The sequence below is a fragment of the Flavobacterium sp. RHBU_3 genome (genome assembly GCF_046613565.1).
Lineage (GTDB): Bacteria > Bacteroidota > Bacteroidia > Flavobacteriales > Flavobacteriaceae > Flavobacterium.
Genome location: NZ_JBKJHC010000012.1, coordinates 15,437 through 31,523 on the forward strand (window position 1 = coordinate 15,437; position 16,087 = coordinate 31,523).

At 41.2% G+C, this 16,087-nt stretch carries 13 protein-coding genes; 9 read left to right on the forward strand and 4 right to left on the reverse strand.

Annotation, left to right across the window (positions count from 1 at the left end; genetic code table 11):
- Positions 1-3: 3 nt before the first annotated feature.
- From truA to ACLI1A_RS15905, 3 genes are all read right to left on the reverse strand, one after another.
- Positions 4-738 (reverse strand): tRNA pseudouridine(38-40) synthase TruA, encoded by a 735-nt coding sequence (truA, locus tag ACLI1A_RS15895; protein ID WP_411409665.1) that lies wholly within the window; start codon positions 736-738, stop codon positions 4-6.
- A 16-nt stretch (positions 739-754) separates the two neighbouring features.
- Positions 755-1,165: a thiol-disulfide oxidoreductase DCC family protein gene (locus ACLI1A_RS15900; RefSeq protein ID WP_411409666.1), complete on the reverse strand. Its 411-nt coding sequence runs from the start codon at positions 1,163-1,165 to the stop codon at positions 755-757.
- Between the two features lie 122 nt (positions 1,166-1,287).
- Positions 1,288-3,456, reverse strand: a complete 2,169-nt coding sequence (locus tag ACLI1A_RS15905) for an endonuclease MutS2 (RefSeq protein ID WP_411409667.1) — start codon at positions 3,454-3,456, stop codon at positions 1,288-1,290.
- Positions 3,457-3,582: 126 nt separating this feature from the next.
- Here ACLI1A_RS15905 and ung point away from each other — a divergent pair, with 126 nt between their 5' ends.
- From ung to ACLI1A_RS15945, 8 genes are all read left to right on the forward strand, one after another.
- A complete protein-coding gene (ung, locus tag ACLI1A_RS15910) occupies positions 3,583-4,248 on the forward strand; it encodes a uracil-DNA glycosylase (protein WP_411409668.1) in 666 nt (221 codons plus the stop codon).
- Positions 4,249-4,602: 354 nt separating this feature from the next.
- Entirely contained in the window at positions 4,603-6,048 is a 1,446-nt protein-coding gene (locus ACLI1A_RS15915; RefSeq protein WP_411409669.1) for an MFS transporter, read from the forward strand.
- A 19-nt stretch (positions 6,049-6,067) separates the two neighbouring features.
- Entirely contained in the window at positions 6,068-6,856 is a 789-nt protein-coding gene (locus ACLI1A_RS15920) for a gluconate 5-dehydrogenase (protein ID WP_411409670.1), read from the forward strand.
- 24 nt (positions 6,857-6,880) lie between these two features.
- Positions 6,881-8,281 (forward strand): glucuronate isomerase, encoded by a 1,401-nt coding sequence (gene uxaC / locus ACLI1A_RS15925; protein WP_411409671.1) that lies wholly within the window; start codon positions 6,881-6,883, stop codon positions 8,279-8,281.
- 38 nt (positions 8,282-8,319) lie between these two features.
- The gene (locus tag ACLI1A_RS15930) at positions 8,320-9,342 is read left to right on the forward strand and encodes a PfkB family carbohydrate kinase (RefSeq protein ID WP_411409672.1); all 1,023 of its coding nucleotides are present in this window, start codon (positions 8,320-8,322) and stop codon (positions 9,340-9,342) included.
- Positions 9,343-9,347: 5 nt separating this feature from the next.
- Entirely contained in the window at positions 9,348-10,025 is a 678-nt protein-coding gene (locus ACLI1A_RS15935; protein WP_411409673.1) for a bifunctional 4-hydroxy-2-oxoglutarate aldolase/2-dehydro-3-deoxy-phosphogluconate aldolase, read from the forward strand.
- A 19-nt stretch (positions 10,026-10,044) separates the two neighbouring features.
- A complete protein-coding gene (locus ACLI1A_RS15940) occupies positions 10,045-11,493 on the forward strand; it encodes a tagaturonate reductase (RefSeq protein ID WP_411409674.1) in 1,449 nt (482 codons plus the stop codon).
- 11 nt (positions 11,494-11,504) lie between these two features.
- Positions 11,505-13,121, forward strand: a complete 1,617-nt coding sequence (locus ACLI1A_RS15945; protein ID WP_411409675.1) for a UxaA family hydrolase — start codon at positions 11,505-11,507, stop codon at positions 13,119-13,121.
- A gap of 33 nt (positions 13,122-13,154) precedes the next feature.
- On the opposite strand, the gene ACLI1A_RS15950 is transcribed toward ACLI1A_RS15945, so the two are convergent.
- Entirely contained in the window at positions 13,155-14,177 is a 1,023-nt protein-coding gene (locus ACLI1A_RS15950; protein ID WP_411409676.1) for a LacI family DNA-binding transcriptional regulator, read from the reverse strand.
- Between the two features lie 324 nt (positions 14,178-14,501).
- Between ACLI1A_RS15950 and ACLI1A_RS15955 the strand changes: the two genes are divergently transcribed.
- A complete protein-coding gene (locus tag ACLI1A_RS15955; protein WP_411409677.1) occupies positions 14,502-15,935 on the forward strand; it encodes a glycoside hydrolase family 28 protein in 1,434 nt (477 codons plus the stop codon).
- Positions 15,936-16,087: the final 152 nt, after the last annotated feature.

Below are 16,087 nucleotides of genomic sequence, written 5' to 3' on the forward strand. Positions count from 1 at the left end.
GCATCAAATATACGGATAAATTACCTTAGTAAGGTAAAGCCCGTGTGCCGGAACCGAGAAACCTGCCCGGCCACGGTCACGGCTTTCTATAATATTTCGAACATCTTCTACAGAAGATTTTCCTAAGCCTACTTCTACCAGGGTGCCTACAATGGCACGAACCATATTGCGTAGGAAACGGTCGGCCGAGATGTGGAACACCAGCTTATTACCATGCTGTTCCCACCGGGCCTCGGTTATTTTACAGTTAAATGTCCTTACATCGGTATGAGTTTTACTAAAGCATTTAAAATCAATGTATTCAAACAATACTTGTGCGGCTTCGTTCATTTTAGCTACATCAAGCGGGTGGAAGTTAAACCAGCTGCCTTCGTTTATAAAAGCGTCTTTAAACGTATGAATATGGTATTCGTAGCTACGGCTGGTAGCATCAAAACGGGCATGAGCATCATCATGCAACGGAATAAAACGGTATACTACAATATCCTTAGGTAAAAATGCATTGATCCTTTTGGTAAGTGCATCAGATTCTATTATGCCATCATAATCAAAGTGCGCGTACATTTGTGTGGCATGTACACCGGTATCAGTACGCCCTGCACCTGTGGCATCTATAGACGTACGCAGCAGGGTAGACAGTGCCTTGTTCAGCGTTTCCTGTACCGATGGGCTGTGGGGCTGGTATTGCCAGCCGCAGTAATTTTTTCCGTTGTAGGCAAACTCTACAAAGTATCTCAAAATTATTTTGTTTTAGTTATAAAAATTTTGCCTTTGTTTCCAGCGTAGGGAGCATACAGGCATCTTTTTTACCGTACCATTTGTATCGGTTGCGCGCGATATAATCATACACCATATTGTTCAGTTTATCCGGGAATGCTTTAAAAATCGATAAAAGGCTGTAAAAGCCACCAATTTCCGATGCTATTTCTAGTGCGGCCTGGGCTTTGTAATAATAGGCTTTGCCCGGCTCGTATAAAATAATGGAATCTACCTTAGAAGTGTCAATACCTATATAACGCACAATCTCCTGTCCGATTTCCGACTGTAAAGCCACAAACCGGAATACATCCTTTTTATCATGCTTTATAAGGAACTGTACTGTAGCATCGCACAGGTTACAAACCCCGTCAAACAGTATTATTTTTTTATCTCTGGGAAGTTCCATTTTCTTTTGTTTCAGGTTTCAAGTTTAAAGTTTCAGGTTGAGCTTCACTCAAACCCTAATCTGTACCTTATTAATCGCTACATTAAATAATCGCTACATTAAATAATCGCTACATTGTTGCATTATTTCTTTACCGCCTCTACAAGTTCCAGTTGCTCAAAATCTACCTTACTGGTAAATATACCGTAGTTTACTGTAGCCTTGTTTTTCTCTAACGATTCCAGTGTACCCACTGCCTTGCCGTCTATCATGCGTACGCGGTCGCCTATTTTTATAGGAAGTTTCGGTTTCGGGGCAGCAGCTTCTTTTATTTTTTTTTCCTTTTTCTCCTCGCGTATTTCTTCGACTTTAACCTTCACTTCGGCCATTATCTTTTTCTGCTCAACCTCCTTTTTCTTCTTCTCTTTCGGTTCGAGCTTCTTGCGCTTGGAGTTTTCTATTTCAACAGTCTTCAGGAATTCGCCTATCATTTCTTTCCTGTTCTTGTTGTTAAAGTACTTTTCGCTCATGTCATCCAGCTTTTGCCCAAGGTAAATCAGGCGCTGGTTAGCATCATACAGTTCCTGGTAGCTTTCCAGCTTTTGCTGTATACGGGTATTGATGTTCTCCATCTTTTTACCCTCTTCACGTGCGCGTTCTTCTTCTTCTTTAAGGATTTGTGAGGTTTTTTCCAGCTTAGAGCGTTCTTTTTGCAGCGTGGCAATGGTCTTGTCAAAACGCACCTTACTGCCTTCAATTTTCTTCTTAGCACGATTAATAAGCCCATATGGGATTCCGTTTTTCTGGGCTACTTCAAACGTAAATGAGCTACCCGCCTGGCCCAGTATCAATTTATACATAGGTTCCAGCGACTTTTCGTCGAAAAGCATATTCGCATTGGTAGCAAACGGCAATTCGTTAGCCAGTATCTTCAGGTTGGTGTAGTGCGTGGTAATAATACCAAAGGCTTCCCTGTGGTAAAACTCCTCCAGGAAGGTTTCTGCCAAAGCACCACCCAACTCAGGATCCGATCCAGTACCGAACTCATCTATAAGAAACAACGTTTTGTCATTACACTTACGAAGGAAGTAGTTCATGTTCTTCAGGCGGTAGCTGTAGGTACTCAGGTGGTTTTCTATGCTCTGGTTATCGCCGATGTCAGTAAGGATGCGGTCAAACAAAAACGTTTCACTACGCTCATGTACCGGAATCAGCAGGCCGCATTGCAGCATTAGTTGCAGCAAGCCAATGGTTTTAAGGGTAATACTTTTACCACCGGCATTCGGCCCCGAAATCACGATGATACGGTTGTTATCTTTAAGCTCTATGGTTTGCGGGTAGGTGGGCTGTTGCTTTGCTTTGTTGTTCAGGTACAAAATAGGGTGGTATGCCTCACGGAAATACAGCCTTTTTTCCTCAACAATAGTTGGGAGTAAGCCGTTTATCCTTTTGGCATACTTAGCCTTTGCAGCAACCACATCTATATCGGTAAGCAGTTCCTGGAACTCAAACAACATGGGCACATACGGCCTTACCATATCGCTCAGCACCTTTAGTATACGTTTTATTTCCTCGGTTTCCTCGTACTGGTAGTTGTTCAGTTCACGTGAATAACGCATGGTAGTATCCGGCTCCACGTAGGCAATACTACCTGTTTTGGAACTGCCAAGTATAGAACCCTTAACCTTACGGCGGTACATGGCAGCAACGGCCAGCACACGGCGGTTTTCTACCACGGTTTCCTTAATATCATCAAGGTAACCAAGGCTGTTGTAATGCGTTAGCGCTGAAGCAAAACTCTGGTTAATACGTCCGCGTACCTCATTTATCTGGCGGCGTATTTCGCGCAGGGCTGGTGATGCATCGTCTTTAACCTCCCCGTATTTATCTATTACATCGTCTATGTATTTTACCAGTTCCTTACTGAATTCCACTGTTACCGCACGTCTGTTAAGGGCAGGATAGTAGTCGTCAAACTTGGCAAGGAATTTCAGCATGGTGCCTACTGTATCAGTTAGCGTAGCTATTTTCCGGAATGCAGCTGCATCAAGATAGCTGTCTTCTATGGCTAAGAATTTCAGTTCGGCAGTAACCGGCTCAAAACCGTGGTTTGGCAGGGCATTGTTATTATCGAAAGACGAAAGGTATTCAGATGTTTGCTTCAGGGCATCCATAAGCTGCTCCCGGCTGGTAAAGGGGGCTATGGTAAGCGCTCTGTCATGACCGGGTTCGGTAATGCATCGTGATGCTACTTCTTCCAGTATCGTACCGAACTCAAGGTCTTTTAATGTTTTTTCTGTGATGGATTTCATTATGAATTGCTACAGCAAATTTTATGCAAAAATACTCATAAAACCGCACAACTGCATTATTGGCAGTTAAGTTTAGATATGGGTAATATATAAGGTTGCTTATATTTGCCATAGAAACCGATTATAATGAACGTAAACATACATCCTTCGTGGAAAGAAGTACTGGCAGATGAATTCGAAAAACCATACTTTGCTCAGCTGACTGATTTTGTAAAACACGAATATGCTGCCCATACCTGCTACCCACCGGGAAAACAGATTTTCTCTGCATTTGATCATTGTAATTTTGATAATGTAAAAGTGGTTATCATAGGGCAGGATCCGTACCACGGCCCCGGACAGGCCAATGGTCTGTGCTTTTCGGTAGGCGATGGTATACCGTTGCCACCATCGCTAATCAATATTTTCAAGGAAATTCAGGCCGACCTTAATAAACCGTTTCCTCCTACGGGCAACCTGGAACGCTGGGCAGACCAGGGAGTGCTACTACTGAACGCGGTGTTAACAGTTCGTAAAAGTGAAGCTAACAGTCACCAGGGCAAGGGTTGGGAAACTTTTACCGATGCTGTTATTAAGAAAATTTCTGATGAAAAGCACGATGTGGTATTCTTGCTTTGGGGTGGCCCTGCCAAAAAGAAGGGTGCACGTGTAGACCGAACAAGGCATTTGGTTTTAGAAAGTGGTCACCCGTCGCCGCTGAGTGCTAACAGGGGATTGTGGTTTGGCAACAGGCATTTTAGCCGAGCTAATGCTTTTTTGGCTGAAAAAGGGAAACCGGCAATTGAATGGTAGTTTAGATTGTTGGATTTTTAGACTTCTAGGACTTTTAAAATTGATGGAGTCGCGGCAGATACATTGACTCTGTCTTATCAGCATCAATATATAAACCCTGATTATACTTATTATTTAGACAGTTGCTAAATAATAAGTATAATCAGGGTTGTTTTTTTGTCATATCGGTTTATTTATAGCTATTATTTTTAAAAGACTTAAAAAATTTCACGAAATCGTTTGCAGTATACATATTTAAATATATATTTGTGCAATCGATTACATTGTTTGCGCGAATATAGAAATTTTAGAAACTGCCGGCCTGTATGATGGGTCGGCGGGTATTTTAAATCACTAATACTATAACTGAACCAAATGTCTAAAACGATAAAAGAAAAAGGAAACTACAGGTGGACAATATGTGCCTTGTTGTTTTTTGCAACCACTATAAACTACCTCGACAGGCAGGTGCTTTCACTTACATGGAGTGAATTTATTGCACCTGAATTTCACTGGACTAATAACGATTACGGTAATATTACCGCTTTGTTTTCTATATTTTATGCCATTTCGCTACTGTTTGCAGGACGTGTGGTAGACGTACTTGATACCAAGAAAGGCTTTCTTTTGGCAATCGGTGTATGGTCTGTAGGTGCCTGCTTGCATGCTTTTGCAGGTATAGCCACATCGGGCGTAATTACAGGTAATTGGTTTTTGGGATTTGAGGGCGCTAAAGAAATAATAGGTGGAATCCAAAATACTGCAACGGTAATATCGGTAAGTGTTACTTTGTTTATATTAGCCCGTTTTGTACTGGCAGTAGGTGAGGCGGGTAACTTCCCTGCCGCTATTAAGGCTACAGCTGAGTACTTTCCTAAAAAAGACAGGGCGTATGCTACCAGTATATTTAATGCAGGGGCTACTGTAGGAGCCCTTGCCGCACCGGTAACTATACCGTTTATTGCAAAATCATTTGGGTGGGAAATGTCGTTCATTGTAATTGGGGCTTTAGGTTTTGTTTGGATGGGCTTCTGGATGTTTTTGTATGACAAACCTGAGAAACACAAAAAAGTTTGCGAAGCCGAACTTGCCTACATACAACAGGATAATATCCCTACAGAAAATGAAGGAAATTCTGTAACGGAATCAGCAGGTAAAGTTTCATTGGCTAAATGCTTTCAATACAAGCAAACCTGGGCATTTGCATTCGGTAAGTTCATGACTGATGGTGTATGGTGGTTTTTTCTGTTCTGGACACCTGCTTACCTTAGTTCGGTATATAATATGGATTCTGCACAATCAGCATTCCCGCTATTTGTGCTGTATATGATAACCCTTCTTTCAATTATAGGAGGCTGGCTGCCTACATACTTTGTAGAAAAGAAAGGTATGAACCCTTATGAGGGCAGGATGAAGGCCATGCTTATTTTTGCTTTTTTCCCTTTGTTGGCAATGTTTGCACAACCTCTGGGTAAATACAGTTATTGGCTTCCTGTAATTATTATTGGTATTGCGGGTGCAGCACACCAGGCGTGGTCTGCTAATATATTCACTACAGTAGGCGATATGTTTCCTAAAAAAGCTATTGCTACCATAACCGGGATAGGTGGCCTTGCAGGAGGGTTAGGCTCTACATTAATAAATAAAGGCTCGGGTGTTCTATTTGATTACACTAAAGAAACCAATATGGATTTTATAGGTTTTCAAGGTATTGAGGCAGGCTACTTTATAATATTTTCTATATGTGCTGTGTGCTACCTTACAGGATGGTATGTTATGAAAACGCTGGTGCCTAAATATAAACCCATTACTGATTTGTAATAGTTATTCACGATAAAGTATGATTGGATTATTTGATCTTACAGGAAAAAGAGCTTTGATAACCGGAGGTACTCACGGACTGGGTATGGCTATGGCAGAAGGCCTGGCAAGTGCCGGTGCTGAGCTGGTTATTACCGGGACTACACCATCTAAAATGGAGGAGGCACTTGCGTATTATACCGGAAAAGGCTACAGTGCAAAAGGGTACCTGTTTGACGTAACTGATGAACAGGCTGCCGAAGAATATGTGGCGCGAATCACTGAAGAGTTGGGTAACATTGATATATTGGTAAATAATGCCGGTATCATTAAGCGTGAGCCTGCCGCTACTATGGCTGTTGCCGATTTTCGCAGGGTTATAGATGTGGATTTGGTAGGACCGTTTATTATGTCGCAAATTGTAGGCAGGCAAATGATAGCCCGTGGCGAAGGTAAAATAATAAACATCTGCTCTATGATGAGCGAACTGGGAAGAAATAGCGTAACGGCTTATGCTTCGGCTAAAGGCGGACTGAAAATGCTTACCAGGAACCTTGCTACCGAATGGGCAAAGTATAACATTCAGGTAAACGGTATCGGCCCGGGATATTTTGCAACGTCGCAAACGGAGCCTATAAGGGTAGACGGGCATCCGTTTAACGATTTTATTATTAACCGTACGCCGGCTGCACGCTGGGGTAACCCCGATGACCTGGCCGGGGCGGCTGTTTTCCTGGCTTCTAAGGCAAGTGATTTTGTAAACGGACAAATAATATATGTAGACGGGGGTATACTGGCCACTATAGGCAAACCCCACGGAGAGAATTAATAAATAACAGGAAAAGGGATAACTATGGCTACTAATTTTATACACGACAATTTTTTGCTGGAGAATAAATATGCAGAGGAACTGTATCATAACTATTCTAAGAAACAGCCCATTATAGACTATCATAACCACCTGCCTCCGCAGCAGATAGCGGAAGACACGGTGTTTGAAAATATAACTAAAGTATGGATTAACGGTGATCATTATAAGTGGCGTGCCATGCGTACACTGGGTGTAAACGAACAGTTTATAACCGGAGGAGCTACTGATAAAGATAAGTTTATACAATGGGGGAAAACAGTACCCTATACCATGCGAAACCCGCTATATCACTGGACGCACCTGGAGCTAGCCCGTTATTTTGATATTTATGATTTACTTAACGAAAAATCGGCAGAGCGTATATATGTGGAGGCTTCAGAAAAACTGAACTCAAAAGAGTACAGTACACGAAACCTTCTTAAGAAAGTAAATGCAGAGCTTGTTTGTACAACAGAAGATCCTACTGATACATTACAATATCATAAACAGCTTAATACAATCGATTACGATGTGAAAGTAAGTACTGCTTTCAGGCCGGATAAAGCGATATTAATAGCCAATAACGGTTATAATGAATACCTGGATACACTTGGTGCTTCAGCAGATATAAACATTGATAGTTACACTGATTTATGTTCTGCGCTTAAAAAAAGAATAGAATATTTTAGTCAGAACGGTTCGAAACTTTCAGACCACGGGCTTGATTATATCTGCTTTGAAGATTTTACCGAAGCCGAGATTAATGCCATTTTCAGTAAGAGAAGGAAGGGGCAGGAAGTGAGCAAGACTGAGTCGGAAAAATTCCAGACAGCAATTTTGCTGTTCCTTGCCGAAACATATCATGAATTTGGCTGGGTACAGCAGTTCCACCTTGGAGCACTAAGAAACAACAATGCCCGTATGCACCGTATACTGGGCCCTGACACGGGGTGGGATTCTATAGGCGATTATCCGCAGGCCAGAAACCTATCAGCGTTCCTGAATGCGCTGGACAGCAAAGACAAACTTACCAAAACCATTATATACAACCTTAACCCGGCAGATAACGAGGTTATGGCTACCATGATAGGTAACTTTAACGACGGTAGCGTGAAAGGTAAAGTACAGTTTGGTTCGGGCTGGTGGTTTTTAGACCAGAAAGATGGTATGACCAAGCAGCTTAATGCTCTTTCTAACATGGGACTTATCAGTTGCTTTGTAGGGATGCTGACTGATTCCCGCAGCTTTTTGTCGTTCCCAAGGCATGAGTATTTCAGAAGGATATTGTGCAACCTTTTGGGCGATGAAATCAAGAGGGGCGAGCTACCAAACGATATGGAATGGATAGGAAAAATGGTAGCTGACATAAGCTATTATAATGCTAAAGAGTACTTTAATTTTTAACCTTGTTTCGTTTTACTAAATAAATTAATCCGTTTAAAATGAGTAAGGTAATTACTTTCGGCGAAATATTATTGCGCCTGTCTACAGAGAACCATCTGTTCTTTTCGCAGGCAGGGGCTTTTACGGCCAACTATGGCGGGGGTGAGTTTAACGTGGCCGTTTCATTAGCTAATTATGGCGTTGATGCTTCGTTTGTAACCCGTGTTCCCGACAATGAAATAGGCAAATGCGCGGTACAGGAAGTGCGGAAAATGAACGTTGGGTTTAACAATATTATTTACGGTGGCGAGAGGCTGGGGATTTACTTTTTAGAAACCGGAGCCGGAATAAGGGGCAGCAACGTAGTGTACGACCGTGCCCACAGCGCCATGTCGGCATTAACGCCCGGTATGATTAACTGGGAAGAAATATTCATTGGTGCAAGCTGGTTCCACTGGAGCGGCATTACGCCTGCGCTTTCTCAAAATGCTGCCGATGCCTGCCTTGAGGCATTAAAAACAGCCCGTAAGATGGGACTTACCATATCGTGCGACCTTAACTACCGTGCCAAATTATGGCAATACGGCAAACAGCCTTATGAAGTAATGCCCGAACTATTGCAATATACTGATGTTGTTTTGGGGGATATAGATACAGCTTATTTTATGCTTGGTCATCAAAAAGTAAATCCGGATTATCAGCATAAAGAAACATTGCCTGTACATTACGACAAGTTGTTCCAGATGTGCCCAAACCTGAAAATTGCCGCTACTACGTTGCGGTATTCCGTTAGCGCCACGCACCAGCGTATAGGCGGGGTATTGTATAACGGATCGGATATTTTTAGTTCAGATGTGCGCGAAATTACTCCCGTAGTAGACCGCGTGGGCAGTGGCGATGCCTTTATGGGCGGGTTACTATACGGCTTGCTGCAATATGGCGCAGATTACCAGAAAACACTCGATTTTGCTGTGGCGGCCTGTTGCCTTAAGCATACAGTATCAGGTGATTATAACCTGGTAAATGTAAAACAAGTAGAAAATATAATGAGCGGGCTTTCGGCCGGTTTGGTGTCAAGATAATAAGCATGGCAAAATATACAAGGATAGAAGTAGCAAACGTGATGAAGGAAACCGGTATGGTACCGTTGTTTTTTCATGAAGATATAGAACTGGGCAAGCAGGTAGTAAAAGCCTGTTATGATGGTGGTGCACGCCTTATGGAATTTACCGCCCGTGGCGATTTTGCTTTTGAAGTTTTTGCAGCCCTAAATAAATATGCGCTTGCCGAACTTCCGGGGATGATAATGGGAGTAGGCTCGGTGACTGATGCGGCAGCAGCTTCACTGTATATGCAAATGGGGGCAAACTTTGTGGTAACCCCCGTATTTAGGGAAGATATAGCTGTAGCGTGCAACAGGCGAAAAGTATTGTGGTCTCCGGGTTGCGGTTCTTTAACAGAAATAGCCCGTGCCGAAGAGTTGGGCTGCGAAATTGTAAAGCTTTTTCCGGGTGATATATACAGTCCGGGGTTTGTAAAAGCGATTAAAGGCCCTTGTCCGTGGACGAGTATAATGCCTACCGGTGGCGTAAGCACCGACGAGGCTAATCTTAAAGGCTGGTTTGATGCAGGAGTTACCTGTGTGGGTATAGGTAGCCAGCTTATTTCTAATGAAATACTTAAAACTAGAGATTTTAACGGATTAAAGGAAAAAGTCAGTGCTACACTGGCTACTATAAGTAAAATCCGTTCAACAAAATATTAATAGTTAACCTGATAAAACAATGGAAAAATTAAACAGACAGAATGCGGGTTTAGAAAATACTTTTCCGATAAAGGTAGTACAGTTTGGCGAAGGGAATTTTTTAAGAGCCTTTGTGGATTATGCTTTTCAGGAACTGAATAAAAATGCAGGCCTAAATGCAGGTATAGCCGTAGTTCAACCGCTGCAAAACGGAATGATAAACATGATAAATACGCAGGACGGCTTGTACACACTTTTTATGAATGGTATAAAAAAAGGCGAACGTATACAGGAGATAGAGCTTATAAATAATATAGTAAAAGGTATAAATCCTTACACTGAATATGACAGTTTCCTGGCATTGGCTAAAGAGGAGGAACTGCAATTTATTATATCGAATACCACAGAGGCGGGTATAGAATACATTGATACCGATACGCCTGATATGCGGCCTCCGGTGGCTTTTCCGGCAAGGCTAACCGTATTGCTATACGAAAGGTTTATGCATTTTAACGGAGATTCAACAAAAGGGGTTACCATCATTCCATGCGAGCTGATTAACTTTAACGCCGATACTTTAAAAGAAATCATCTTTAAATATAGCGACTTATGGAATCTTGATAAAGGTTTTAATACTTGGCTGACTGAAAGCTGCTCGTTCCACAATACCTTGGTAGACCGTATAGTACCAGGATACCCCAGGAATGAAATAGAAGAATATAATAGTAAATTGGCCTACAAAGACGACCTGATTGTTACCGCAGAGCCATTTTTCCTATGGGTTATAGAAGGTGATGAAGCCTTGAAGCAAAAGCTTCCGTTCCACAAGACTAACGTAAATGTGAAGATTGTAGACGATATGCAGCCATTCCGTACTCTTAAAGTACGCATACTTAACGGTGCGCATACCGCTATGGTGCCGTTTTCGCTGCTTTATGGAAATGAAACCGTGAAACAAACCGTAGACGGCGATTTTACAGGTAAATTTGTAGATCGTGTTATTAACGAAATTAGCGGTACGCTACCTATGGATGAAAATGAGGTAAAGGAATATGCAGAAGAAGTAATGGACCGTTTCAGGAATCCGTTTATAAAGCATTTACTGTCGGATATTGCCCTTAACTCAGTCTCTAAGTTTAAGGTGAGGGTACTGCCAAGCTTGCTTCAGTATTATAAAAATAATAACGAACTGCCTACAGAACTGGTGTTTTCACTGGCATGCCTTATCCGTTTTTATAAAGGAACCTGGAATGGTAACACACTTCCTGTAAAGGATTCTCCGGATGTGGTTGCCGAATTTGACAAGGCGTGGGCTACCGGGGACATAAACCACGTAGTAAACTCAGTTCTTTCAAATACCGATTTTTGGGGTGAAGACCTAACCCTTGTTGAGGGAGTTGGTGCACAATTGGTGGCGGCGTTGTCTGAAATAGAAAACAATGGAGTAGAGGCCGCATACAAGAATTTTTCTAAAGAATATCAGGCTTAAAAGTAAAGATTATGCAGAAGAAATTAATAAAAGTAAACCCTACAGATAATGTAGCGGTGGCGTTGGTTAACCTTGTTGCCGGCGAACAGATAGGATTTGAAGGACAGGATATAAACATAGTATCTGATGTTAAGGCGAAGCACAAAATAGCGTTGGTTGATTTTCAGGTAGGAGACAGGATAATAATGTACGGCGTACTGGTAGGTAAGGCTAGCCAGTTTATAGGCAAAGGCGATTTACTGTCTACCCAGAACGTGAAACACGAGAGTGATAAAGTAACCGGAAAAACAGAAAGCATTGGCTGGTCTGTACCAACCGTTGATAAATGGCAGGGTCGCACATTTATGGGCTACCATCGTGAAGATGGCCAGGTAGGTACTGAGAACGTTTGGCTATTCTTCCCGTTGGTTTTTTGTGAAAACAGGAACATTGAAATACTGAAAGACATTTTTGAAAAAGAGCTTATGAAGCCTAAAGAAAATGACTACCAGTTGTTACTACGTTCGTTAGTTAATAAAGAAAACGGTGGTACAGGCGTTATAGAACAAGCTACCGATTCGGATTTATTTAAGAATATTAAGGTTAAGTTTATTACCCACCAGGGCGGCTGTGGCGGTATCAGGCAAGACTCATACAGTCTTGCAAAACTGCTTGCAGGGTATGTAAACAATCCTAACGTGGCCGGTGCTACCGTACTGAGCCTGGGGTGCCAAAACCTACAGATACAGATATTTAAGGATGCCTTAAACGAAATTAACCCGAACAGTACCAAGCCGGTACTGATCTACGACCAGCAACAAATGGGTACCATAGATGCTATGCTAAGTAGTGTGGTAAAAGACTCGTTTGAAGCCATTAAAAAGGCAAACTTGCAACAAAGGGAACCAGCATCGCTTTCTAAGCTTAGGATTGGGTTAGAATGTGGTGGTTCTGATGGTTTTTCAGGTATTTCGGCAAACCCAACACTGGGTGTTATGTCAGACACGCTGGCGGCATTGGGCGGAACTACTATTCTTTCTGAATTCCCTGAATTGTGTGGGGTGGAGCAGGAGCTGGTAAACCGCTGTGTAGAGGAAGAAGACGGCAAGCGTTTCCTTGACCTAATGAAATGGTATGAAAAAACAGTAGTGGATGCAGGATCTGGCTTTGACATGAACCCATCGCCGGGGAATATTAAAGACGGGCTTATTACCGACGCAATGAAATCGGCCGGAGCGGCCAAAAAAGGAGGAACTTCACCTATTACAGGTGTATTTGACTATGGCGAATACATAAGCAAACCGGGGCTTACGCTGCTATGTACACCGGGTAACGATGTAGAGTGTACTACTGCTATGGTAGGTTCTGGGGCTAATATGGTATTGTTTACTACCGGTTTAGGTACACCTACCGGTAACCCTATAGCACCTGTTGTTAAAATATCATCTAACTCTGATTTGGCTAAGAAAATGCCAGATATTATTGACTTTAATACCGGTGAAATTATTACCGGAGATAAAACAATAGATGAGATGGCCGATGAACTATTGGATTTTATAATAGATGTAGCCAGCGGTACCATAGAAACTAAAGCAGCTGTACTAAACCAAAATGATTTTATCCCGTGGAAGAGGGGAGTATCGTTATAACAAAAAAAGTGTGGGTTAAGGCCCACACTTTTCTTATTTTCTTGTAGATGATTGTCTTATAATCAGTTCCGGGTTTAAAACCACTTTCTTTTCTACAACCGCATTTGATGTGTTTTTAATTTGCTCCATAAATACCTGTGCAGCAATTTTTCCCATATCCATGGCACACTGGTCTATTGTAGATATGGTAAGTTCCATAAATTTTGTAAAGGCCTCGTTACCAAACCCTACTACACAAACTTCTTCCGGAATTTTAATACCTTCAGCCTTTATTTCCTGAACTGCTCCTAAAGCTGCAAAATCACTGGTAGAGAATATTGCGTCGGGTTTTTCCTTTAATTTAAGCAATTGCTTTGCTGCCTGTTGCCCGTCTTCTACCTTACTTTTTGTTTGAATAATGTAGTCTTCATTTAGCTCCAGTCCGTTATCATTCAAGGCTTTAAGATAACCATTAAAACGGTTTTCATAAATCTCAAGTGCCCTGTCGCCGGTTAGGTAAGCTATTTTTGTACAGCCCTGTTTTATAAGGTGGTTCGTAGCGTTATATGCGGCGTTAAAGTCGTTTATGGTTACAGTGCTTACACCTTCAATGTTCTTTTTACGGTCAAAGAATACAACAGGTACTTTTTTGTCCAGTACTTTTTTTATGGCTTTCTCATTTTCAGAACTTACGGTAGAGATGGACATCAGTATGCCGTCTACATGAGCATTTAGCAGCGTATTAATATTATCTATTTCCCTTTTTTCATCTTCATTGGTCTGGCAAATGATAACATTATACTGATGTGGATAAAGTTCTTCTTCAATTCCCCTGATGATGGAAGAAAAGAAGTTAGTATTTATGCGGGGTACTATAACTCCCACATTATAAGTTTTCCCACTTTTTAAAGCAACCGCAAGCTTATTTTGCTTATAATTCAGCCTGGTAGCTGTTTCTTTAACAAGCTCTATGGTAGCCTGACTGATTTTTGGATGATTGTTTAACGCCCTTGACACTGTGGCTGCAGAGATGTTAAGCTCTTTGGCTATGTCATATATCGTAGCTTTTTCACTCATAAGTGAAATGTTTTTGTTTAAAATAAACTGTAAAAGTAATATAAAAAAGTATAAGTTAACATGTTGATGCTATCGATTGCATTATTTTTTGTTTTAATTCAAATCAATGAAAAAAACGCAATCAAAAATGCAGAAAATTCGGGCTAAGTATTCTATTTTTTGCTGTTTTGATTTTATTTTCGTAATTATTTTCAGTATCAATATTTTTTTTGCTTTTTTTTGGTAAACTGGAAATTAATAATTACGTTTGTGTAATCGATTACATAAAACGTTTTCGTTTAAATTTATTCTTTGTATTTCAACAATCAAATAATTGAATATTTAATGTTTAAACAATCAATATATAAATACCCTGTAATTGCCGCATCAGGTTTGCTTATCCTTTTTTCTTGTGCATCTAAAAAGGACAAGAAAAGTGATATGGCAAGCGGATGGGAAAAAATGCAATTGATAATAGACCAGGTTCAGCCGCCGGTATTTAATAATAAAGTTTTTAATGTAGCAGACTACGGCGCGGTAGCAGATGGGCAGACAAATAACACTGCTGCTTTTGATAAAGCCATTAAAGCCTGTAACAAAGCAGGTGGTGGTGTAGTAAAAGTTACACCCGGAAAATACTTTACAGGGCCTATTCACCTTGAAAGCAATGTGAATTTAAATATTGAAGAAGGGGCGGAGATTCTGTTTAGTTTAAACCCCGATGATTACTATCCTTTAGTACAAACATCATTTGAAGGTACTGAGATGATGAACTATTCGCCACTTATATATGCTTATAATAAAACGAATGTGGCAGTAACAGGTAAAGGTATTCTAAACGGTCAGGCAAATAAAAGCAATTGGTGGACCTGGATGGGTCAAAAGCCTTACGGTTGGGAAGAAGGCATGCCTAGTCAGCGCGATTCTCTCAATCGATTGCGTTTGGTGGCACTTGCTGAAGACGGTGTTCCGGTAGACAAAAGAATCTTTGGTAGAGGGCATTATCTGAGGCCAAATTTTGTTGAGTTCTTTGAATGTAAGAATGCTATGCTTGAAGGGGTAACTATAGTAAATGCTCCGTTTTGGATTATCCACCCTATGAAATCAGAGAATGTTTTAGTAAAGGATGTAACCATAAGAAGCCACGGGCCAAATAACGACGGTTGTGATCCTGAATACTCTAAGAATGTTGTGATTCAAAACTGCATTTTTGATACCGGCGATGATTGTATTGCTATTAAATCGGGTCGGGATGCCGATGGTAGGAGGGTAGCTATGCCAAGCGAAAATATAGTAGTAAAGGATTGTAAAATGTATGATGGCCATGGTGGTGTAACCATAGGCAGCGAAATATCGGCAAGTGTACGTAATGTGTACGTAGACAACTGCGATATGGACAGCCCGGAGCTGGACAGAGCCATAAGGATTAAGACCAATACCAGGCGTGGCGGTATTATTGAAAATGTGTATGTAAGAAACATACGCGTAGGGCAGGTTAAAGAATCTGTATTAGGTATGACCATGTTTTATGATGTGCATGGTAACCAAACGGGAGATTTTATGCCAATTGTGCGAAACATTTTCTTAGAGGATGTAACGGTTAAAAATGGCGGCAAATACGGAATCCTTGCCAAGGGTTATAAGGAATCGCCTATAACTAACATTGTTTTTAAGAATGTAACGATAGAGAAAGTAGAAAAAGAATACTCGCTTGAGAATGTGAAGGATCTCAGGTTTGTAAATACTAATATAAACGGCTCTGAGGCTATAACCAAATAACTACTCAGGGGGCTGTTTTTAAAAATTTGAAAGAAAATAAAAGCTGTACGGGATAAAGTGAAATCCCTAATACAAAGTTCAGAAATTATAACTCAGGGCTATAACCAAAATTAAAACTGAGTAGCTATAACCACAAAAACTAACTTTTTTTA